At 73.8% G+C, this 20,743-nt stretch carries 19 protein-coding genes; 8 read left to right on the forward strand and 11 right to left on the reverse strand.

Features of this window, described 5'->3' with window-relative positions:
• Nucleotides 1-171: 171 nt before the first annotated feature.
• The gene (locus tag ABT360_RS11420; RefSeq protein ID WP_351813865.1) at nt 172-1,359 is read left to right on the forward strand and encodes a PucR family transcriptional regulator; all 1,188 of its coding nucleotides are present in this window, start codon (nt 172-174) and stop codon (nt 1,357-1,359) included.
• On the opposite strand, the gene ABT360_RS11425 is transcribed toward ABT360_RS11420, so the two are convergent.
• From ABT360_RS11425 to ABT360_RS11440, 4 genes are all read right to left on the reverse strand, one after another.
• On the reverse strand, nt 1,277-2,647 hold the full coding sequence (locus ABT360_RS11425) for an MFS transporter (RefSeq protein WP_351814003.1): 1,371 nt from the start codon (nt 2,645-2,647) through the stop codon (nt 1,277-1,279). The two genes, ABT360_RS11420 and ABT360_RS11425, sit on opposite strands and share 83 nt — an antisense overlap.
• A 50-nt stretch (nt 2,648-2,697) precedes the next feature.
• On the reverse strand, nt 2,698-3,294 hold the full coding sequence (locus tag ABT360_RS11430; RefSeq protein ID WP_351813867.1) for a TetR/AcrR family transcriptional regulator: 597 nt from the start codon (nt 3,292-3,294) through the stop codon (nt 2,698-2,700).
• A gap of 110 nt (nt 3,295-3,404) precedes the next feature.
• The gene (locus tag ABT360_RS11435) at nt 3,405-4,559 is read right to left on the reverse strand and encodes a glycerate kinase (RefSeq protein ID WP_351813869.1); all 1,155 of its coding nucleotides are present in this window, start codon (nt 4,557-4,559) and stop codon (nt 3,405-3,407) included.
• 100 nt (nt 4,560-4,659) lie between these two features.
• Nucleotides 4,660-6,252: a TROVE domain-containing protein gene (locus ABT360_RS11440; RefSeq protein WP_351813871.1), complete on the reverse strand. Its 1,593-nt coding sequence runs from the start codon at nt 6,250-6,252 to the stop codon at nt 4,660-4,662.
• A gap of 527 nt (nt 6,253-6,779) precedes the next feature.
• Between ABT360_RS11440 and ABT360_RS11445 the strand changes: the two genes are divergently transcribed.
• The 4 genes from ABT360_RS11445 to ABT360_RS11460 all read left to right on the forward strand — a co-directional run bounded on the left by ABT360_RS11445 (nt 6,780) and on the right by ABT360_RS11460 (nt 9,447).
• Complete coding sequence (locus tag ABT360_RS11445) at nt 6,780-7,070, forward strand: hypothetical protein (RefSeq protein ID WP_351813873.1); 291 nt, start codon at nt 6,780-6,782, stop codon at nt 7,068-7,070.
• A 2-nt stretch (nt 7,071-7,072) separates the two neighbouring features.
• Nucleotides 7,073-8,161, forward strand: a complete 1,089-nt coding sequence (locus tag ABT360_RS11450) for an ADP-ribosylglycohydrolase family protein (protein ID WP_351813875.1) — start codon at nt 7,073-7,075, stop codon at nt 8,159-8,161.
• A gap of 5 nt (nt 8,162-8,166) precedes the next feature.
• Entirely contained in the window at nt 8,167-8,658 is a 492-nt protein-coding gene (locus ABT360_RS11455) for an NUDIX hydrolase (protein WP_351813877.1), read from the forward strand.
• A gap of 72 nt (nt 8,659-8,730) precedes the next feature.
• Nucleotides 8,731-9,447, forward strand: a complete 717-nt coding sequence (locus ABT360_RS11460; protein ID WP_351813879.1) for an SIR2 family NAD-dependent protein deacylase — start codon at nt 8,731-8,733, stop codon at nt 9,445-9,447.
• A 22-nt stretch (nt 9,448-9,469) separates the two neighbouring features.
• Here ABT360_RS11460 and ABT360_RS11465 read toward each other — a convergent pair whose 3' ends face one another.
• Nucleotides 9,470-9,979, reverse strand: a complete 510-nt coding sequence (locus ABT360_RS11465; protein ID WP_351813881.1) for a methylated-DNA--[protein]-cysteine S-methyltransferase — start codon at nt 9,977-9,979, stop codon at nt 9,470-9,472.
• A 12-nt stretch (nt 9,980-9,991) separates the two neighbouring features.
• A complete protein-coding gene (locus ABT360_RS11470; protein ID WP_351813883.1) occupies nt 9,992-11,467 on the reverse strand; it encodes an AlkA N-terminal domain-containing protein in 1,476 nt (491 codons plus the stop codon).
• A 159-nt stretch (nt 11,468-11,626) separates the two neighbouring features.
• Between ABT360_RS11470 and ABT360_RS11475 the strand changes: the two genes are divergently transcribed.
• The 3 genes from ABT360_RS11475 (at nt 11,627) to ABT360_RS11485 (ending at nt 14,896) form a co-directional block, all read left to right on the forward strand.
• Nucleotides 11,627-12,823, forward strand: coding sequence for a cytochrome P450 (locus ABT360_RS11475; protein ID WP_351813885.1), 1,197 nt, complete (start codon nt 11,627-11,629; stop codon nt 12,821-12,823).
• Between the two features lie 362 nt (nt 12,824-13,185).
• Nucleotides 13,186-13,671 (forward strand): cation:proton antiporter regulatory subunit, encoded by a 486-nt coding sequence (locus ABT360_RS11480; protein WP_351813887.1) that lies wholly within the window; start codon nt 13,186-13,188, stop codon nt 13,669-13,671.
• 7 nt (nt 13,672-13,678) lie between these two features.
• Nucleotides 13,679-14,896 (forward strand): cation:proton antiporter, encoded by a 1,218-nt coding sequence (locus ABT360_RS11485; protein WP_351813889.1) that lies wholly within the window; start codon nt 13,679-13,681, stop codon nt 14,894-14,896.
• Between the two features lie 12 nt (nt 14,897-14,908).
• On the opposite strand, the gene ABT360_RS11490 is transcribed toward ABT360_RS11485, so the two are convergent.
• The 5 genes from ABT360_RS11490 to ABT360_RS35375 form a co-directional block, all read right to left on the reverse strand.
• Nucleotides 14,909-15,421: an O-acetyl-ADP-ribose deacetylase gene (locus ABT360_RS11490; RefSeq protein WP_351814005.1), complete on the reverse strand. Its 513-nt coding sequence runs from the start codon at nt 15,419-15,421 to the stop codon at nt 14,909-14,911.
• Nucleotides 15,418-16,833, reverse strand: coding sequence for a phytoene desaturase family protein (locus ABT360_RS11495; protein ID WP_351813891.1), 1,416 nt, complete (start codon nt 16,831-16,833; stop codon nt 15,418-15,420). The genes ABT360_RS11490 and ABT360_RS11495 overlap by 4 nt, the downstream gene beginning before the upstream one ends.
• 120 nt (nt 16,834-16,953) lie before the next feature.
• The gene (locus tag ABT360_RS11500) at nt 16,954-17,787 is read right to left on the reverse strand and encodes an inositol monophosphatase family protein (protein WP_351813893.1); all 834 of its coding nucleotides are present in this window, start codon (nt 17,785-17,787) and stop codon (nt 16,954-16,956) included.
• Nucleotides 17,788-17,840: 53 nt separating this feature from the next.
• Nucleotides 17,841-19,673, reverse strand: a complete 1,833-nt coding sequence (locus ABT360_RS11505) for a gamma-glutamyltransferase family protein (RefSeq protein ID WP_351813895.1) — start codon at nt 19,671-19,673, stop codon at nt 17,841-17,843.
• 69 nt (nt 19,674-19,742) lie between these two features.
• On the reverse strand, nt 19,743-20,621 hold the full coding sequence (locus ABT360_RS35375) for an SCO2400 family protein (RefSeq protein ID WP_444852220.1): 879 nt from the start codon (nt 20,619-20,621) through the stop codon (nt 19,743-19,745).
• Between the last annotated feature and the right edge of the window lie 122 nt (nt 20,622-20,743).

A 20,743-nucleotide genomic window follows, 5' to 3' on the forward strand; every position in this document is an offset into this window, starting at 1 on the left:
CGTCCGTGTGTTCGGTGGCGCTCACCCCAGCACCGGGTCCGGTCGCCCGTCCACGTGCGGGGCGGAAATGGCTGCCGGTGCCCAGCGGGCGTGGCGGCGGGTTGTGCACGCGCACAACACCGCGTGTCAGGGGCATGCCGGATGGGGGGCGGAGGTGGCATCCTCCGGGCCATGGGAGCCCGTAGACCACGGACAGGGGACGACTGGAAGCTGCTCGCCCAGGCGTGCGCGGCGCTGTTGGAGCGGCTGCCCGAACTGGTGGACGAGCACCTGCGGGAGTTGCACGAGCACTCCCCCACCTACGGGCGGATCATCGGCTACGACCAGCACTGGCAGGAGGCGCGGGAGGCGATGCGGATCGGCATCGAGATGATCTCGGCGCCGAAGGCGGCGCCGCGCCGCGACCTGGAGCACGCGGAGTGGCTGGGACGGCGGCGGGCGGAGCAGGGGCTGCCGCTGGAACTGGTGGTGCACGCCTACCGGCTCGCCGGGCACCTGGTGTGGGACGCGCTGCTGGAGGACGCTGCGGCGGACGCGCGGCGGCTCGCCGTGCTGGTGCAGGCGGCGACCATGGTGTGGTCGGCGGTGGACGCGCAGACGGACACGGCCTCGGAGGCCTACCGGGTGACGGAGCTGGAGCTGCGGCGCCGTACCGACGAGCAGCTCCAGGCGCTGCTCGACGCGCTGCTGGAGGGGGGCCGGTCGGCGGAGGTCGCGGCGCGGGCGGCGGCGGGGCTGAACCTGCCGGAGCGGGGACGGTACGCGGTGGTGGTGCTGCGCACCGCCCGGCGGGACCTGACGCACCGGCGGTTGCAGGCGGAGGGGCTGCGGTTCGTGTGGCGGATGCGCACGGACTGCGAGGTGGGCGTGGTGTCGCTGGACGAGGACACGGGGCTCGACGCGCTGGCCGGGCTCATGGACGGCCGGTGCGCGGGGCCGGGCGGGATCAGCCCGGTGGTGGTGGGCCTGACGGAGCTGGGCCGGGCGCGGCGCCTGGCGGAACTGGCGCTGCGTACGTGTCCGGCGGACGCGCCCGCGATCGTGCGGCTGGACCGGCGGATGCCCGGCGCGCTGGTGGTGAGCCAGCCGGAGCTGTCGTCCCTGCTGGTCTCGGAGGTGCTGGGCGCCCTGCTGGACCTGGACCCGGCGGACCGGGCGGTGCTGCTGGAGACGCTGGACGTCTGGCTCGACTGCGAGGGCTCGGCGGGCCGGGCGGCGAGCCGTCTGTACTGCCACCGGAACACCGTCTTCAACCGCCTCCGCCGCCTTGAGCAGCTCACCTCCCGTTCGCTGTCCCGGCCCCGGGACCTGACGGAGATGACGCTGGCTCTGGACGCCTTCCGGCTGTCATCGGGGTGAGGGCGCGGGGCCTGCCCGTGGGCAGGAGGGACGCCGGGAGGAGGCCGACGGCCGCGAACCCGGCCAGGAGCAGCAGGGTGGGGCCCGTGGACGTCAGCAGCGGCATGCCGGCGGCGACGGCGATGCCCAGGGTCGGGCCGACGTTCATCGCGGTCTGCTTGAGACCTCCGACGACTCCGGCGTATCCCGGTGGCGCGTCCCCGACGACCGTGCCGGTGGCGGTGACCATGACGGTGGTGAAGCCCGCGCCCAGGAGGGCGAAGCCCATGCCGGTCTCGGCGGCGGAGGCGGCCGTGGAGAGCCGCGACAGGGCCGCGATGCCGAGGACGACGAGGACGGAGCCGGTGAGCGCGGTACGGCGCGCTCCGTGGCGACGCAGCGCGGCGCCGGCCACGGGGGCGCCGAGGACCATGAGCGCGGTCATCGGCAGGACGCGCAGGCCGGTGGCGAGCGGGTCGAGGTCCAGGACGTCCTGGAGGAGGAAGGTGGCCGTGAACAGCGTCCCGAACAGCGCCGCGGTGGTCACCAGCAGGAGCGCCATCGCCGCGGTCACGGGGACGGACCGGGCCACGGCGGGCGGCACGATCGGATGCGCGCTGCGGCGCTGCTGTACGGCGAGGGCGGCCCCCGCGACCGTGACGGTGAGGAACCCGAGCAGGGTCGGTGTGGCGCCCCAGCCGTGCGCCTCCACTCCGACGAGCGTGTACACCAGGAGGGCCAGCCCGGACGCGAGCAGGGCCGGGCCGGTGAATCCGGGCCCGTGACCGCTCGTGCGGGGCGGCGTCGGCACCCGCACGGCGAGGGTGAGCGCGGCGATGGCGAGGGCCACCGGGATGTTGAGGACGAACACGGCCCGCCAGCCCAGGTGCGCGACGAGGGCGCCGCCGAGAAGCGGGCCGGCCGCCGCGGCGATGCCGATGGCGCTGGTGCGGACGGCGATCGGCGTGCCGAGCCGGTCCGGTGGATAGGCCAGCCTCAGCAGCGCCAGGGTGGCGGGCTGGAGCAGCGCGCCGAATACGCCCTGGGCGGCGCGCAGGGCGATCACCCAGCCGACTCCGGGAGCGAGGGCGATGCCGGCCGAGGCGGCTCCGAATCCGAGGACGCCGCCGAGGAGCAGCCGCCGGTGCCCGTGGATGTCGCCGAGGCGGCCGGCCACGACGAGCAGCGCGGCCACCGCCAGCAGGTAGGCGGTACTGGTCCACTGGACTTGCGCGACGCTCGCCCCGAGGTCGTGTTGCAGGCTGGGCTGCGCGACGATCAGCACGGTGCCGTCCAGGGCGACGATCATGGCGCCGGCCACGCTGACCAGGAGGGCGAGGCGCCTGCGTACGGCTCCGGTCACGTGCTCGCCCCGAGGTGGGCGTCCAGGGCGGCCCCGATGAGCCGGTCGAGTTCCTGGGGGTGCTCGCCGCCCATGGCCAGGGGCAGGCTGCCCCAGGCCCACAGCTGGGCGATGCCGTGCAGGTTCGACCAGAGGGCGGCGGCCGTCACGATCGGTGCGGGTTCGGGGCGTTCGCGGGCGACGAGGTCGACCAGGAGTCCGAACATCGGCAAGGTCGCCTCCCGCAGCCGCGGGCTGCCGGACGGGGTTTGCCGCTCGCCGTCGAGCAGGTCGTGGCGGAACATCAGCTCGAACATGCCGCGGCGCTCCTGCGCGTACCCGACGTACGCCTGTGCGAGGGACCGCAGCCGCTCGCGGGGCGGTGCGGCGGTGGCCGTCACGGCCTCGAACCGGGCCGCGAGGTCCTCGAAGCCCCGGCGGGCGATCGCGGAGAGCAGGGCGTGGTGCGTGGGGAAGTACCGGCGGGGGGCGCCGTGCGAGACGCCGGCCCGGCGGGCGATCTCGCGCAGTCCGAGCGCGCCGGTGCCCTCGCTGAGCACCAGTTCCACGCCGACGTCGACGAGGCGGTCCCGGAGGGAGCTGTCATGATCCATAGACAGTGTCTACCAAGATCTAGTAGACACTGTCTACCCCGCCGTGTGTGCCCGGGGTACGAAAATCCCCCCGCACCCGTCGGGTGCAGGGGGAAAGGATGGAGACGGGGTTACGACAGGAAGTCGCGCGCGATGTTCGCAGCCTGGCGCTCCAGCAGCGGGCCCGCCTCCGCCATGCACTTCGCCGGGTCCGGCTCCAGCTCCGTCAGGGCGTAGGCGCGGCGGATGCCGGCCCTGCCCAGCGCCTCCGGCAGCAGGGCGAGGCGGCCGCAGACCGCGACGACCTCGATGCCCTCCGCGCGGGCCGCCGCCGCGACACCGGCCGGGGCCTTGCCGTGCAGGGTCTGCTCGTCGAGGGAGCCCTCGCCGGTGATGACCAGCGTCGCGCGGGACAGGGCGGGGCCGAAGCCGAGGACATCCAGCATGACCTCGATGCCGGGGCGGAAGCTCGCGCCGAGCGCGACCAGCGCGCCGTACCCGATGCCGCCCGCCGCGCCGGCGCCCGGGGACTCGGCCAGCTCGGTGGCCCTGGGGCCGATCGAGTCGGCAAGGACGGACGCGAAGTGGGCCAGCGCGCCGTCCAGCTCCGCGACGTCCTCCGGCGAGGCGCCCTTCTGCGGCCCGTACACCGCGGGCGCGCCCTTCGGGCCGGTCAGCGGGTTGTCGACGTCGCTGGCGAGGACCAGGTCCACGTCCGCGAAGCGGGCGTCGAGGCCCGACAGGTCGGCGGTGGCGAGGTCCTTGAGACCCCCGCCGCCCGGCCCGACGGGCTCGCCGTCCTTGGTCAGGAACCGGGCGCCCAGCGCGGCCAGCATGCCGGCACCGCCGTCCGTGGTGGCACTGCCGCCCACGCCGAAGACGATGGTGCGCGCGCCCGCGTCCAGCGCGGCGCGCAGCAGCTCGCCGGAGCCGTACGTGGTGGACGTCAGCGGCGCGAAGACGCCCTCGGGGAGCAGCTGGAGGCCCGACGCCTCCGCCATCTCCACCACGGCCGTCCCGTCACGCAGCGCGAACGCCGCGGTCACCGGCGCGCCGAGCGGGCCGGTGACCCGTACCTCACGCCGTTCGAACCCGGCCGCGACCGCGGCGGCGACCGTGCCGTCGCCGCCGTCCGCGACCGGCAAGGTCTCCACTTCGAGTCCGGGGACGACGTGCCGGAGCCCGGCCGTCACCCGCTCCGCGACCTGTACGGCCGTGAGCGAACCCTTGAACTTGTCAGCCGCGACGAGCACGCGCGCGGCCTCAGTTACTGCTCCGTCCGTCACCCTTGCATCCCTTGCTTTCGAACAGGCAGTCGCGCCGAGGCCGACCCTATCCGGAGGGTGAGACACTGTGCCACCCCTGTCCGGCGTGCGGACCCGCTGGTCAGGCGGCCGACCAGGGCCAGTCCGCCGCCTGCCCGGCCTCCAGCAGCGGCACCATCCGGAACGCCGCGTCCGTCAGGCCGCCGAAGGTGTGCCGGTTGCCCGTGCCGGAAGGGGCGTGGCCCGGCCGGTAGCCCGCCAGGTTCCAGGTGTAGACCGGCACGTGCGCCGGGACCTGCGCGGTCGGGTCGCCGTAGTGGCTGTAGGAAGCCTGCTCGTCGGTGACGATCAGCACCCGGTCGTGGCCCCGGTAGTGGGCACGTACCGCCTCGGTGGTGTTGGTGCCGCCCAGGCTGTGGAAGCGGTCCAGGACCTTGAGGACCGACTCCCCCGCGCGGTACGGCACGGGCGCGCTGCTCGTGCCGAACTCCACCAGGTCGGCGTCGGCCGCGCGCATCGCCACCGCCGTACCGAAGACGGCCGCCGCGTCGGCGCGGTTCAGCTGGGAGCGCTGCGACAGGGGCGCCCACATGGAGCCGGAGCGGTCGACCAGCACCAGGGTGCGGCCGGGCAGACCGGGCACATTCGCCAGCGAGTGGCCGAGCGCCTGCTCCAGCGGGTACGACCAGCGCAGCGAAGGCGCGTGCTGGTAGGCCGCCAGGTAGCGGAACGGGAACTGGCGCGAGGCGGCGACCGCCTCGGGGTCGGAGATCCGCGCCGCGACCTGCGCCGCGACCTCGTCGCTGACGCCCGCCTCGTCGAAGTTCCGCAGGTTGCGCAGGAGCCCCATCACACCCATGGAGGGGATGACCGCCTCCCAGGCCGCCGCGTCCAGCGGGCCCTGGAGCCAGCCGGCCAGGGCCTCCCAGGTCATTCCCGCCTCGGCCAGCCGCTCGGCGCCGTCCGGGCCGGTGACCACGGCACGCCGCTCGGCGACCGGCAGCTCCATCAGCGCCCGGTGGGCGGTGAGCATCCGGCTCGACGCGGGCGGGAGTGCGGTCTCGGGGTGGTGACGGCGGTCCAGGGCGTACTGGAACAGCTCGCCCTGCCAGGGCTTGGCCGGGTCGGGGGCGGCGTGCACCAGGTTGAGGATGTCTCCGAAGCGGTAGCCCTTCCCGGCCGTGTCGTACTTCAGCAGCGACCGGGGGCCGTAGAGGCGCCGGACGGCGTCGGCGATGCCCCGCTTGACCGGCTTGGGCACGTTCCGTCCGTACTGGGAGGTCCAGTAGCCCAGCAGCTCGCCGGGCTCGTCCGCGCGCTGGAGGACGGAGGCGACGACCTGCCGGTTGGCGGGGCCGTCGGTGGCGGAGGCGTCGAGGCGGGCCTTGACGTACTCGGCGGCGCCGACGATCGAGGCGGTCCGCATATTGCCCTCGCCGCGCAGCCAGCGCAGCAGTCCGGCGGTCCACTCGGGGTCCTCGACGGCGAGCTTGCGGATGAGCGCGGTGAACCGGTCGTCGCGGTCACCGCCGGACTCGTAGAAGGTCGCCTGCGTGACGAAGTTGGCGACCGCGAGCAGGAACAGCTCGGAGCGCGGGTCGCGCAGCACACCGGCGCCGCCCTGGTGGGTGGTGGTGCGGCCGGTCGACCGTACCGGCGAGACCGCGCGGCCGACGGCCGTGGCGGCGGTCCGGCGGATGTTGAAGCGTGCCATGTGAATTCCCCCCGAATTCGGCGGGGGACGCACGGCGGAAGGGGTGCCCGAGGTCGCGTGTCGGCGACGGTCATCACAACAGCCGCTCCACCTGGCTGAGCTGCACCGGCGTACGCCGGTGGCGGGATTCGAACCCGCGCCCTGCTGTTCCCCGAAGTATCCGTTGCCTTCGCACCGGGCACCCCGTCCGCCGCGCCTCCCGAGATCAAGGTGGCCGCGGCGTGATTTCGTTGGAAGGAAGTAGCCGCGACCGGCGCACCGGGAGGTGCGTTTCCGTACAGGTGTCCAGAGTTCAAGGTCGGCGGAACCGACAAGGTGCTCTACCGACTGAGCTACACCGGCCCGAAGCCGGAGACGGGACTCGAACCCGCGACCGCCCCATTAACAGTGGAAGTAGGTCCTACCTTCGCACCTGGACGCTGATCACTGTAGTGAGGCGAACTGTTCGAGCGCCACGGATTATTCGGGCCTGCGTGTGCCCATGCACCCGAGTCGCGGGTGTCCGCCATTCGTGTGACGCTGCCATCATGACGTGGGCATCGTGGACGACGACCGATGTGTACACGGGGCGTGGCGGGGTCCGGACCGACGAGCTCGGAATCGTCACGGGGAACGTCACCGTGCACACCACTTGGGCGGGCGGCGAGGCACAGATCGCCGTCCAGTACAGCGGGGCGTCCGACTGGTTCACCATGACGGGCAGCCCCGTACCGTGCCGTTCGGAGAAGGACAGCAGGGATCTGCACGAGGCCGTGGTGGAGGCCGTACGGACGGGCGGCGGGGCCGTCGTACCGTCTCCCTCGCTGCCGTCCCCGTGACCATGGCCGTGACCGCGCGGGACGTGTCCGCCGGACCCGCCGGCCCGGACCCGGCCGACCGGGTCCTCGGCGGCTGGTCCGGGCGCATCGCCGGAAACATGCTCGGCAAACCCGTCGAGCGCGGCGACTACTGGACACGCGACCGGATCGACCGCTATCTGCGGGCCACCGACGCCCTCCCCCTGACCGACTACCTCCCCGGGCCACCACCGGACGGCGACGCCGCCGGTTTCGCGCTGCGGCCCGAGTGGCGGGAGTGCGTACGCGGCCGGATCCACGGCAGTTGCCGGGACGACGACGTCGACTACGCGATCCTCGCCCTGCACCTGCTGGAGACGCACGGGTTCGCCTTCACCACCGAGCAGGTCGGCGAGCTGTGGTTGCTGCGCCTGCCCTACCTCCAGACGTTCACCGCCGAGCGGGTCGCGTACCGCAATCTCGCGAACGGCCTGAAACCCCCGCTCACCGCCACCCACGACAACCCCTACCAGGAGTGGATCGGCGCCCTCATCCGCGCCGACGTCTTCGGCTGGACCTCCCCCGGCGACCCCGTCCGCGCCGCCGCCCTGGCCCGCCGGGACGCGGTGCTGTCCCACACGGGCAACGGCGTGTACGCGGCGATGTGGGCGGCCGCCCTGGTCGCGGCGGCCTTCACCGCGCCCGGACCGCGCGCCGCCGTCGAAACGGCGCTGGACCGCATCCCGGCGAGCAGCCGCCTGTCCCGCACGGTCCGGCACATGGTGGCGCTGCACGAGGCGGGCCTGACATGGGCGGACGCCCTGGCGGAGGCGGAGCGCGAGACGGCCGGGCTGCACTGGATCCACGCCGTCCCGAACGCGGCCGTCATCACGGCGGGGCTGCTGTACGGCGACGGCGACTTCACCCGCACCATCGCGCTGACGGTCCGCGGCGGCCTGGACACCGACTCCAACGGCGCCACCGCCGGGTCGGTCGCGGGCGTGCTGTGCGGGGCGTCGGCCATCCCGCGCCACTGGACGGACCCGCTCCAGGACCGGGTGCGCAGCGCGGTGTTCGGCTTCGACGGCGTACGGATCAGTGAACTTGCCGAGCGGACGCTCGCACTAAGGTGACGCAAGTGACCACGAACGATTACGCCACGTACATCGCCGGACTCCCCCGCGTGCTGGCCGGCGCCGCCGCTCTCTTCCGCGACGGCGAGGGCCGGGTCCTGCTGGTCGAGCCCAACTACCGGGACGGCTGGGCGCTGCCCGGCGGCACCGTCGAGTCGGACACCGGCGAGACCCCGAGGCAGGCCGCCCGGCGGGAGACGCTGGAGGAGATCGGCCTGGACGTGGAGCTCGGCCCGCTCCTCGCGGTCGACTGGGTGCACGGGACGGGGCGTCCGCCGATCGTGGCGTACGTGTACGACGGGGGCGTGCTCAGCGGCGAGCAGTTCCGGGCGATCCGGGTCCAGGAGGAGGAGCTGATCTCCTGGAAGCTGGTGGAGCGCGAGGACCTGCTGACGTATCTGCTCGGCTCGCTGGGCTTCCGCGTGACCGCCGCGCTGGACGCGCTGACGACCGGCTGTGGCGCGCTGGAACTGGAGAACGGCCGCCCGGTGCGCTGAGCGGCGGGGCGCCCAGGCCGGGGCGATGAATTCGTTCGCGGGTACGGGGAAACGCTGCGTAACCTCGGCCGCATGACTCTCGTCGCGATCCTCAGCGGTGCCGGTATCTCCACGGACTCCGGCATCAGTGACTACCGGGGGCCGGCCGGCCTGTGGCGGCGCGATCCGGAGGCCGAGAAGCTGGTCACGTATGACTACTACATGGCCGACCCGGAGATCCGGCGCCGGTCCTGGCAGATGCGGCGCGACAGCGCGGCACTGCGTGCCGAGCCGAACGCGGCGCACCGGGCGATCGCGGAGCTGGAGCGGACGCCGGGCTTCGCGGTCCGCGTGCTCACGCAGAACGTGGACGGGCTGCACCAGCTCGGCGGGATGCCCCCGCGCAAGGTCCTCGAACTGCACGGCACCGCACGGGCGGTGGTGTGCACGGGCTGTCATACGCGCTCGTCGATGGAGGACGCGCTGGCCCGCGTCGAGGCGGGCGAGGAGGATCCGGCGTGCGAGGCGTGCGGCGGGATCCTGAAGTCGGCGACGGTGATGTTCGGTGAGCGGCTGGACCCGGTGGTGCTGGGTGAGGCGATGGGCATCGCCAAGGCCGCCGAGGTGTTCATCGCGGTCGGCTCGACGCTCCAGGTGCAGCCCGCCGCGTCGCTCGCCGGGATCGCGGCCGAGCACGGAGCGCGGCTGATCATCGTGAACGCCGACCCCACACCGTACGACGAACTGGCCGAGGAGGTCGTGCGCGAGCCCATCGGCACGGCCCTGCCGGCGCTGCTGAAGCGGCTGTAGAAGAGCTCCGGAAGATCACGCCTCAGAAGAGGACGCCCGCGGCCGGGACACCGCTGCCGAGGGCTCCTTCGAAGGTGAGCAGCCGCTGCTTGCGGTGCAGGCCGCCGCCGTAGCCCGTGAGGCCGCCGCTCGCTCCGATGACGCGGTGGCAGGGGACGATGATCCCGACCGGGTTCCTGCCGTTGGCGAGGCCGACGGCGCGGGAGGCGCCGGGCTTGCCCAGAACCTCGGCGAGTTCGCCGTACGTACGGGTCTCGCCGTAAGGGATCCTCCGCAACTGCTCCCAGACGCTGCGCTGGAACGGCGTGCCGGCGAGGTTCAACGGCAGGTCGAACGCGGTGAGTTCACGCGCGTAGTAGGCGTCGAGCCGGCGGATCGCCTCGGTGAAGGGGCGGGGGTCCGGGTCGCCGAAGGTCTCCTCCGGCGGGCGGTGGCGCTGGTCGGTCATGTAGAGGCCGCTGAGGACGCCGTCGGTGGCGACGAGGGTGAGCGGCCCATAGGGACTGTCGATGACGGTGTGCCGTCGGTTCATCGGCGGACTTCCTTACGCGGGCAGGTGGTTGACGGGGTGGCTGTCGGTCGCCCACAGGTACTGGACGGCGTACGCGCGCCAGGGCCGCCACGCGGTGGCACGGGCTGTGAGCGCGGCGGGGGTGGAGGGCAGGGCGAGACCGGCGGCGGCGCGCCGGACGCCCAGATCGGTGGGGAGGAACGCGTCGGGGTCGCCGAGGGCGCGCATGGCGATCACCTCGACGGTCCAGGGCCCGAAGCCGGGCAGTTTCGCGAGTTGTACGCGGGCCTCGTCCCAGGCGCTGTCCGGGCCGAGCCGGAGCGAGCCGTCGGCCAGGGCGCCGACCAGGGTGGTGAGCGTGGTGCGGCGGCTGCGCGGCAGGGCGAGCGCCTCGGGGTCGAGCGCGGCGAGTGCCTCGGGCGCGGGAAAGAGGTGGGTGAGCCCGCCGTCGGGGTCGTCGACGGGGATGCCGTGCGCGGTGACCAGGCGGGCCGCGTGGGTGCGGGCGGCGGCGGTGGAGACCTGCTGGCCGAGGACCGCGCGTACGGCGAACTCGGCGGCGTCGACGGTTCGCGGGACGCGCCGGCCCGGTGCCTTGTCGACCAGGGGCGCGAGGAGGGGGTCCGTGCGGAGCTGGTCGTCGACGGCGACCGGGTCGGCGTCCAGGTCGAGCATCCAGCGGCAGCGGCTGATGGCGAGGGTGAGGTCGCGCGGGTCGGTGAGGGAGAGGCGGCAGGCGATGTGGTCGGGGCGCGGGGTGAGGGCGACGATGCCGTGGCCGTGCGGGAGGGCGAGGGTGCGCCGGTAGGCGCCGTCGCGCCACTCCTCCACCCCGGGGACGGCGGTCGCGGCCAGGTGGCCGAAGAGGTTGTCGGGGTTGAGGGGGGCGCGGTACGGGAGGCGGAGCGCGATGACGCCGGGGGTGTGCGGTGTCTTCCCGGTGGTGCGGGCGGCGCGGGTGCGCAGCTGGCCCGGGGGGAGCGCGAAGACCTCGCGGACGGTGTCGTTGAAGGTGCGTACGGAGGCGAACCCTGCGGCGAACGCGACGTCCGCCATGGGCAGGTCGGTCGTCTCGATGAGGACGCGTGCGGTCTGGGCGCGCTGGGCTCGGGCCAGCGCGAGCGGTCCGGCGCCGAGTTCGGCGAGCAGCTGGCGCTCGATCTGGCGGGTCGAGTAGCCGAGGCGGGCGGCGAGGCCCGGTACGCCTTCGCGGTCGACGATGCCGGCGCCGATGAGGCGCATGGCGCGGGCGACGGTGTCCGCGCGGGCGTTCCACTCGGGCGAGCCGGGGCTGGTGTCGGGCCGGCACCGCTTGCAGGCGCGGTAACCGGCCTGCTGGCAGGCGGCGGCACTCGGGTAGAACACCATGTTCTCGGGCTTCGGCGGCACGACCGGGCAGCTGGGCCGGCAGTAGATGCGGGTGGTCAGGACAGCGGTGAAGAACCATCCGTCGAAACGGGCGTCCTTGGACTGGACCGCCCGCACGCAGCGCTCGGTGTCGGTGTGCATGGCTCAAGCATCGAGCACCGCGGCCGGTCGCCGCTGGCGAGAAAACGACATCAGCCTCGTACTGCCAGCGGTGTGCCGATTCCCGGCCGGACCCCGGTCACCACATGAGAGCATCGTGTCACGCCACGTCGCGATCCACGACACCGCAGGGGATGCCTGATGACCGAGCGGATCCTTCTCGACCCTCGCACCCCGGACCATCGGGCGCAGGCGGAGCGGTTGCGCCGGTGTGGCCCGGTGGCTCCGGCCGAGTGGCCGGGCGGTGTCCACTGCTGGGCGGTGGTCGGCCATGCCGAGCTGGAGACCGTGCTGACCGATCCCCGGTTCGCCCGCTCGCCCGACCGCTGGCGGGCCCTGCGCGAGGGGGAGGTCCCGGCGGACTGGCCGATGCTGGCGCACGTGACACGGCAGTGGATGCTGACCGCCGACGGCGCCGGTCACCGGCGGCTGCGACAGGTGGTGTCGGCGGCGTTCACCCCCCGCCGTGTCGAGGGGCTCACGCCCGCGGTCACCCGGACCGTCGACGCGCTGCTGGACGATCTGGCGGCAGCGGTGGCTGACGGCCCGGTCGACCTCCGCTCGGCCTACGCACTGCCGTTGCCGTTGCGTACGCTCTGTGCCCTGTTCGGGATCCCGTCCGAGGACCAGCCGGCCGTCGTCGCCCTCGTGGGCCGGGCGTTCTCGCGGTCGACGCTCGGCCCGGAGGAGTCCGCCCGGCTGACGCGCGAGATCAACGCTTATCTGGCGGACCTGGTGAAGGGCCGGTCGGCGGCGCCCGGCGACGACCTGGTGACCGACCTGGTGCGCGGGGGCGCCGCCGGCCGCCTGTCGGAGGTGGAACTCCTCGACATGCTGTGGCTGTTCCTCGCTGCGGGGTTCGAGACCACGGCCGGGGCCCTGGTGAACACGGCCCACGCCCTGCTCGCGCACCCCGAAGAGCTGCGCCTCGCGCTGAGCGGAGAGGTCGACTGGAGCACGGTCGTGGAGGAGGGCATCCGCCATGATTCGAGCGTCTACGCCCTGCCCTTCGCGTTCGCCACCGAGGACGTGGAGCTGGGCGGCCGGTCGCTGCGCGAGGGTGACGCGCTGCTGCTCTGCTTCGCGGCGGCCAACCGGGACCCGCGGCGTGGCTCCGGCCGGTTCGAGCCCGGCCGGAACGGTGAGCCCGCACGGCACCTGGGGTTCGGGCACGGGCCGCACTTCTGCGTCGGCGCCCCGCTCGCCCGCCTCCAACTCCGCATCGCGCTGGCCGCGCTGTTCGAACGGTTCCCGGACCTCCGCCTCGCCGGCCCCCCCGGACCTCCGGTGCCCTCGCTCATCGCCAGCACGCCCAGCACGCTGTACGTCACCAGGTAGTCCGTCAGCTACCCGTTCGATCCGCCGGTGCCGGTTTCGCCACGGAGCAGGACCACCCGGCCGCCACCCCGTTTCCGGCCCCCGCCCCGTTGCGCTGACGGTCCGCCGACGGTCCGCTTCCGAGCGCGATCGGCCCGCACGAGTCGTGGGCTCCACCGCCGACGGCATGGCGCATGACGAGTGACGGGCGTCTGGCGCCGGTCGCTGCCGGGCACGCCGCCCGGAGAAGAGAGCCCGGCTCCAGAGCGCGGCCCCGGCCGGTTGCGGCGAGTGATGCAGAATCCCCTGTCGAACGGGCACTCGCATATGCCCGTACCGCTGCGCCACCGGACCGTCCGACACATCACCCCGCAGGAGACCCCATGGAACCCACGGCTCACACCCGAAAAACCGCCCTGCCCGGCGTGGGCACCCGCTACGACCTGGAGACGCAAGCCGGTCGGCACCTGTCCGTCGTCGTGCACCAGGACGGGCGGCGGATCCTGGCCCTGCACGACCCCGAGGACGACGACAACTGCCGGGACTCGGCCGCACTCGAGCCGCACGAGTCGACCGCGCTGGCGAAGCTGCTCACCCCGGACCCGGTGGCGCACCTCCACCAGCACATGGAGATCGACCTGGTCACCGAGCACATCCCGATCACGAAACGCTCGCCCTACGCGGGCCGCACCCTCGGATCGACCCACGCCCGCACACGCACCGGCGCCTCCATCGTCGCCGTCCTGCGCCGCACCGCGGCCTTCCCGTCCCCCGCACCGGACTTCCGTTTCGCCATCGGCGACACGCTCGTCGTCGTCGGTACCCGGGAAGGCGTCGACGCCGTCACCGAACTGATCACCGGAGGATAGACGCGCCGTGCACAACACGACAGCCATGCTCATCGAACTCGGGTCGGTCATTCTGGCCCTCGGCCTGCTGGGTCGCCTCGCCGGAAGAGTGGGCTTCTCCCCCATACCCCTGTACCTGCTCGCCGGGCTCGCCTTCGGTCACGGCGGCATACTGCCGCTCCAGGCCAGCGAGGAGTTCATCGCGGCGGGAGCCGAAATCGGCGTCATCCTCCTGCTCCTGCTCCTCGGTCTGGAGTACAGCGCCTCCGAGCTCGTCACCAACCTCAAGACCCAGTACCCCTCCGGCGCCGTCGACTTCGTCCTCAACGCCCTGCCGGGCGCCGCCGCCGCCCTGATCCTCGGCTGGGGGCCGGTCGCCGCCGTCGCCCTGGCAGGCGTCACCTGGATCTCCTCCTCCGGCGTCATCGCCAAGGTCCTCGGAGACCTCGGCCGGCTCGGCAACCGCGAGACCCCCGTCATCCTCGGCATCCTGGTCATCGAAGACCTGGCCATGGCCCTCTACCTGCCCATTCTCACCGCCCTGCTCGCCGGGGTGAGCCTCGCGGGCGGCACCGTCACGCTGCTGATCTCCCTGGGCACCGTCGGCGCCGTCCTCTACGTCGCCCTCCGCCACGGCCGTCTGATCAGCAAGGCCGTGTCGTCCGACAACGCCGAAATGCTCCTCCTGGTCGTCCTCGGCCTCACCCTTCTCGTCGCCGGCATCGCCCAGGAACTCCAGGTCTCCGCGGCCGTCGGTGCCTTCCTCGTCGGCATCGCCCTGTCCGGAGAGGTCGCCGAAGGAGCCAGCAACCTCCTCACGCCGCTGCGCGACCTGTTCGCCGCCGTCTTCTTCGTCTTCTTCGGCCTGTCCACCGACCCCGCCGACATCCCGCCCGTTCTCGTACCCGCCTTGATCCTCGCGGTGGTCACCGCCCTGACGAAGATCGCCACCGGCTGGTACGCGGCGCGCCGCGCGGGCATCAAGACCGCCGGTCGCTGGCGGGCCGGAGGGACCCTCGTCGCCCGAGGGGAGTTCTCCATCGTCATCGCGGGCCTCGCCGTCGGAGTGGAGCCCCGCGTCGGCCCCCTCGCCACCGCCTACGTCCTGATCCTGGTCATCGTCGGCCCACTCGCTGCCCGGTGGACCGAGCCCCTGGCCCGTCGGCTCGCTCGCCGCACTGCTGGTACGGCAGCGGTCGCATCCTCTGAACCCGGGCGTACCGACGTCGCCCGCACAGCGAACTGACGTACTCGCCGTCTAGTGGATCAGCTCGGCGAACACCTGGTACGCCCGCTCGTCGAAGAGCACGAACCTCACCTCTTCGACGGCCGTGTCCGTCGCCCGGACCGTCTCCACGGCGATGCGGGCGGCGTCGTCCATGGGCCAGCGGTAGACCCCTGTGGAGATGGCGGGGAAAGCGACCGTGCGCGCGCCCAGTTCGTCGGCGACGCGGAGGGATTCGCGATAGCAGGAGGCCAGCAGCGAGGGATCGCTGCCGGAAGCCTGGTACACCGGGCCCACGGTGTGGATGACCCAGCGGGCGTTCAGGCGGCCGGCGGTCGTGGCGACGGCCTGGCCGGTTCCCAGGCCGCGGCCGTAGTAGGAGGCGCGCAGCTTGCGGCACTCGGCGAGGATCTCGGGGCCGCCCCTGCGGTGGATCGCGCCGTCGACGCCTCCGCCGCCGAGGAGGGAGGAGTTGGCGGCGTTGACGATGGCGTCGGCGTGCTGCTCGGTGATGTCGCCGTGTACGAGGGTGATGCGCACCGTCAGCTCCTTCGGAGGTGGCGCCAGACCGCCTTGGCCGCGTTGTGGCCCGACATGCCGTGGACGCCGGGGCCGGGCGGGGTCGCGGAGGAGCAGATGAAGACGGCCGGGTGCGGGGTGTTGTAGGGGAAGAGGGAGAGCCGGGGGCGCAGCAGCAGCTGGAGGCCGCTGGCGGCGCCGCACGCGATGTCGCCGCCGACGTAGTTGGCGTTGCGGGCGGCCAGTTGGGGCGGGCCGGCGGTGGCGCGGGCGAGGACGAGGTCACGGAAGCCGGGGGCGAACCGCTCGATCTGCCGCTCGATGGCGTCGGTGAGGTCGCCCTCCCAGGCGTGCGGGACGTGGCCGTAGGCCCAGAAGACGTGTTTGCCCTCGGGCGCGCGGGACGGGTCGACGAGGCTGGGCTGGGCGGTGATCAGGAAGGGGGTGCGGGGGGCCGTGCCGCCGGACGCCTGGTTGAGGGCGGTGCCGATCTCGCGGCTGCTGGGGCCGACTTGGACGGTGCCGGCGCGGCGCGGTGCGTCGGCGGTCCAGGGGACGGGGCCGTCCAGCGCGTAGTCGATCTTGTAGACGGAGGCCCCGTAGCGGTAGCGCTCGTAGAACCGGCCGAAGCCGGCGATACGGGCCAGCGCGGTCGGCGAGGTGTCGAAGACGTACGCGCGGGCGGGCGGCAGGTCGTCGAGCCGCTTGACCTCGTAGGAGGTGTGGACGGTGCCGCCGAGGTCCTTCACATACGCGGCCAGGGCGTCGGAGACGGACTGGGAGCCGCCGCGCGGGAGCGGCCAGCCGCCGGCGTGGGCGGCGAGCGCGAAGACGAGCCCGATCGCGCTGGTGGCCAGGCCGCCGAGTGGGGCGATGACATGGGCGACGAGCCCGGCGAACAGTGCGCGGGCCTTGTCGTCGTGGAAGCGGCGCATCAGCCAGGTGGAGGGCGGCAGGCCGTCGATGCCGAACCGGGCGAGGGTGACCGGGTCGCGCGGGAGGGCGGTCAGCGGCAGGGACATGAAGTCGCGGGCCAGGGTGTCCCACTTGCCGAGGTAGGGCTCGACCAGGCGGCGGTAGGTGCCCGCGTCTCGGGGGCCGAAGGAGGCGGCGGTCTCGGAGACGGAACGGGACAGGACGGCGGCCGTGCCATCGTCGAACGGGTGCGCCATGGGCAGCTCCGCGTGCAGCCACTCCAGGCCGTACCGGTCGAGCGGCATGGCCTTGAAGGCGGGCGATCCGACGCCCAGCGGGTGCACGGCGGAGCACGGGTCGTGCCGGAAGCCGGGCAGCGTGAGCTCCTCGGTCCTGGCTCCGCCGCCGACCGTGTCGAGGGCTTCGAACACGGCGACGGAGAATCCGCGGCGGGCCAGTTCGGCGGCAGCGGTCAGTCCGTTGGGCCCCGCCCCCACGACGACGGCATCGAGCATCGACGGCACGTTGGGACTCCTTCGTCAGCCGATGGCCAAGGTATCTCAGGATATTGGGCCGGTGCGCGGCAGCGGGCGGCAGGAGGGGCGACGCGCGCCACCGGCCGTCGCCACGCGTCCGGAAACCGCCTACGGGGAGGTCAGCAGGCCGCGTATGCGGTCGGCCGTGGCCCGGTCGCGGGCGGCGGTGAAAGGCAGGGCGTTGGCGCCCGTGACCCGGAACGGGGCACCCGTCAGCGTGGCGTGTGCGCCACCCGCCTCCTCGACCAGGAGCAGCCCCGCCGCGTGGTCCCAGGCGAGCTCCCAGGAGAAGGCGACCGCGTCCAGCTCGCCCCGGGCCACGGCCAGGTACTCCAGGCCGGCCGAGCCGCACGGGCGGGCGTGGACGCCCTCGGTGTCGAGGCCCAGGAGCGCGGCCTTCTGCTCCGCGGTGGTGTAGTCGGGGTGCGACATCGCGACCTCCAGCACCGCGCCCGGTGCGGGTGCCCCGGTCCGTATCTCCGCGCCGTTCAGCCGGGCGCCGCGCCCGCGCACCGCGACGGCCATCTCGTCCAGCGCCGGGGCGTACGTCCAGGACGCCAGGACCTCGCCGTGCACCGCGAGTGCGACGAGCGTGCAGAATCCGGGGTCCCCGTGCGCGAAGTGCCAGGTGCCGTCGACCGGGTCGACGATCCACACCGGCGCGTCGCCCTTCAGCGCCTCGTACACCGCGGGGTCGGCGTGGACGGACTCCTCACCGACCACCACCGAGCCGGGCAGCAGCCGGGTGAGCGAGGCGGTGAGGTGGGTCTCGGCGGCCCGGTCGGCGATGGTCACGAGGTCGTGCGGGCCGCTCTTCTCGACGATCTCGTGCGTGGCGAGCTGCCGCCAGCGCGGCACGATCTCGGCGGCGGCCGCTTCGCGCACCGCCTCCTCGGCCGCGGCGGACAGGGTCCCGGAACCATCGAGAAGTTCATCGATCATGTGTCCAGCTAAGCACGGCCCACTGACAGCGCGGGGCCGGGTCGGGCTCCGGCTCAGCGTCCCGCCGCGTAGCCCTGCATTCCGCGCGGGTTCGCGGCGGCCGACAGGATCCCCGTGCGCGGGTCCCTGGCCACCGCGCACAGCCGCCCCTCGGACCACGGCCCGCCGACCGTGACGTCGTGGCCGCGGCGGCGCAGCTCCTCCACGACGGCCGGCGTCATGCGGGATTCGACGGTGAGCCCGCCGGGCCGCATGCCGCGCGGGTGGAAGGAGCCGGGGAAGCCGTCGTTGTGCCAGTTGGGCGCGTCGATCGCGGCCTGGAGGTCCAGTCCGCCATGGGTGACGGCGAGGAAGAAATGCAGCTGCCACTGGTCCTGCTGGTCGCCGCCCGGCGTGCCGAACGCCATGACCGGCACCCCGTCGCGCAGCGCCAGGGACGGGGTGAGCGTGGTGCGGGGGCGGCGGCCGGGTGTCAGCGAGTTCGGCAGGCCGGGGTCCAGCCAGGCCATCTGGAGCCGGGTGCCGAGCGGGAAGCCGAGTTCGGGTACGACCGGGTTGGACTGGAGCCAGCCGCCGCTGGGCGTGGCGGCGACCATGTTGCCCCACCGGTCGACGACGTCGACGTGGCAGGTGTCGCCCCGGGTGGTGCCGTCGCGGCCGACGGGGGGCTCGCCCGCGGGCGGGGCGTGGCCGGTGACCGTCGGCTCTCCGGCGCCGGCGGCGGCGGACGGGACGGCCGGTGCGCCGGAGCCGGGCCGGCCCTCGGCGACGGCGACGGCGTGGGCGCTCAGGCGGGGCGTACGGCCGCCGGGGCTGCCGGGGCGCAGCTCGTAGGAGGCCTTCTCCCCGACGAGGGCGCGCCGCTGGGCGTTGTACGGGGCGGACAGCAGGGTGCCGAGCGGGACGTCGGCGGCGTCCCCGTACCAGGCCTCGCGGTCGGCCATGGCGAGCTTGCAGCCCTCGACGAGCAGGTGGACGTGGTCGGCGGAGCCGTACGGGGGCAACGCGTCGGGCAGCAGGGCCAGTTGTTGGAGGAACACGGGGCCCTGGCTCCAGGCGCCCGCCTTGCAGACGGTCCAGCCGTTCCAGTCGTACGTGACGGGGTCCTCGTACGTGGCGGACCAGCCCGCCAGGTCGGCGGCGGTCAGCGTGCCCGTGTGGCGGATCCCGCTGGTGTCCATGGTGGGGCGCCCGGCCTGCCGTACGAGGGCCTCGGCGATGAACCCCTCCCGCCAGATCCGGCGGGCCTCCTCGATCTGGCCGGTCCGGTCGTCACCGGCGGCGGCGGTCGCCTCGTCGATGAGGCGGCGCCAGGTCCGGGCGAGCGCGGGGTTGCGGAAGAGTCGTCCGGGGGCAGGGGGTTCACCGCCTCGGAGGTAGACGTCGGCGGAGGAGGTCCACTCGTTCTCGAAGAGGGCGCGCACCGTCCGCACCGTCTCGCCGACCCGTTCCACGGGCGCGTGCCCGGCGTCCGCGTACTCGATGGCATACCGCAGCACCTGGGCGAGGGACCTGGTGCCGTGGTCGCGCAGCAGGAGCATCCACGCGTCGAACGCGCCGGGCACGGCGGCGGCCAGCGGCCCGGTCCCGGGCACCAGGCCGAGTCCGAGGGAGCGGTAGTGCGCGATGGTGGCCCCGGCGGGCGCTGTTCCCTGGCCGCACAGCACCCGGACCTCGCCCCCGGCGGGCGCGAGGATGACCGGCACCTCTCCGGCGGGGCCGTTGAGGTGTGGCTCGACGACGTGGAGGACGAACCCGGCGGCGACGGCGGCGTCGAAGGCGTTGCCGCCGTCCTCCAGGACGGCCATGGCCGACTGCGAGGCGAGCCAGTGCGTGGAGGACACCATCCCGAAGGTGCCCCGCAGCGTCGGTCGGGTGGTGAACATACGGCCTGTCACCTCACTGTGCGGACGCGGTCGTGCGCGTGATCCACGAGCAGGCTACCGACCGCCCGGTCAGCCCAGGCACACAACGAGGAGGCACACCTGCGCAGGTGAGGCCGGGTCGTCCGCCGAGGGGCCCGGCAGCAGGTTCGCCGGCGATGTGCCCGCGGGGGCCGGTGCGGGGTCATGGGGTGCGGCGGGCGCGGGGGCTTGCGTGGGCGCGGCCGGGGCCGGAGCCGCGGGCGGGGCCTGGACAGGGGGCTGGGTCTGGGGCTGGGTCTGGGGCTGGGCGACCGCGCCGGCGCTGCCGTCCGTCCGTCTCGCCTGCTCCGGAGCCGTGTACGGGGACGCGCCCGCCCGTGCCGGGAGGCCCGCCGTGGTAGGGGTGTCCCGCCACTCGGCGGCGGCCGCCTTCGGCTGCTGCGCTCCAGGGTGCCGTGTGGCCGGTGTGTGCGGCGTGGCCGACGTGGCCGGCTGGGCGGACGAGGTGCCGCCGCCCGCGTTCCCGGAGTGGGAAGTGGACGTGGGCGTGGCAGGCGGTTCCGGCGGTGGGGCCGCGTGGGTGTGGCTGGTGGAGGGCCTGGCGCTCGGCAGCACGGCGACGGTGAGCCCGCCGCCGACGAGGGCGACGGCCGTCGCGGCGACCGCCCGGCGCCGGTGCTTCTTCCAGCGCGCCAGTTGCCGGCGCCGCGCCGCCCTGCCCTGCCCTGTGGGTACGGCGCTCTCGAAGCCACCGGAGGGGCCCGGTCCGGGCGTATCCGGCCTGGACGTGCCCGCCGTCGCGTCGTCGAATCCCTCCGGAGACGGCGTGGCCTCCAGCGTCGTGGCGGTGGACGCGACCGCGCTGTGGAGGCGGGGGGCGGCGGGAGCGATGTCGGGAGCGTAGGCGCCGCATCCTGGACACACGAACGCCCCGTTGAGATTCCGGCGGCACGCGGAGCAATAGTCCATCGGCGGTCTTTCTGTGTACGTTCGCACGCGGGATCGAGCGGCCAATAACGCTAACGGCACCCGCCGAAGGTGGTGCGGAGTCCTTGTGATGCTCCTGCGAAGATGTGTCGCCGTGAAGCCCG

It is taken from the genome of Streptomyces sp. NPDC000229 (genome assembly GCF_040300825.1).
In the GTDB taxonomy this organism is placed as follows: Bacteria; Actinomycetota; Actinomycetes; order Streptomycetales; family Streptomycetaceae; genus Streptomyces.

Bases quoted from the DNA above. Each gene is read 5' to 3' on its own strand.
- ABT360_RS11420 (WP_351813865.1), top strand. From the start codon at position 172: ATGGGAGCCCGTAGACCACGGACAGGGGACGACTGGAAGCTGCTCGCC.
- ABT360_RS11425 (WP_351814003.1), bottom strand. From the start codon at position 2,647: ATGATCGTCGCCCTGGACGGCACCGTGCTGATCGTCGCGCAGCCCAGC.
- ABT360_RS11430 (WP_351813867.1), bottom strand. From the start codon at position 3,294: ATGGATCATGACAGCTCCCTCCGGGACCGCCTCGTCGACGTCGGCGTG.
- ABT360_RS11440 (WP_351813871.1), bottom strand. From the start codon at position 6,252: ATGGCACGCTTCAACATCCGCCGGACCGCCGCCACGGCCGTCGGCCGC.
- ABT360_RS11445 (WP_351813873.1), top strand. From the start codon at position 6,780: ATGACGTGGGCATCGTGGACGACGACCGATGTGTACACGGGGCGTGGC.
- ABT360_RS11450 (WP_351813875.1), top strand. From the start codon at position 7,073: ATGGCCGTGACCGCGCGGGACGTGTCCGCCGGACCCGCCGGCCCGGAC.
- ABT360_RS11460 (WP_351813879.1), top strand. From the start codon at position 8,731: ATGACTCTCGTCGCGATCCTCAGCGGTGCCGGTATCTCCACGGACTCC.
- ABT360_RS11465 (WP_351813881.1), bottom strand. From the start codon at position 9,979: ATGAACCGACGGCACACCGTCATCGACAGTCCCTATGGGCCGCTCACC.
- ABT360_RS11470 (WP_351813883.1), bottom strand. From the start codon at position 11,467: ATGCACACCGACACCGAGCGCTGCGTGCGGGCGGTCCAGTCCAAGGAC.
- ABT360_RS11475 (WP_351813885.1), top strand. From the start codon at position 11,627: ATGACCGAGCGGATCCTTCTCGACCCTCGCACCCCGGACCATCGGGCG.
- ABT360_RS11480 (WP_351813887.1), top strand. From the start codon at position 13,186: ATGGAACCCACGGCTCACACCCGAAAAACCGCCCTGCCCGGCGTGGGC.
- ABT360_RS11500 (WP_351813893.1), bottom strand. From the start codon at position 17,787: ATGATCGATGAACTTCTCGATGGTTCCGGGACCCTGTCCGCCGCGGCC.
- ABT360_RS11505 (WP_351813895.1), bottom strand. From the start codon at position 19,673: ATGTTCACCACCCGACCGACGCTGCGGGGCACCTTCGGGATGGTGTCC.
- ABT360_RS35375 (WP_444852220.1), bottom strand. From the start codon at position 20,621: ATGGACTATTGCTCCGCGTGCCGCCGGAATCTCAACGGGGCGTTCGTG.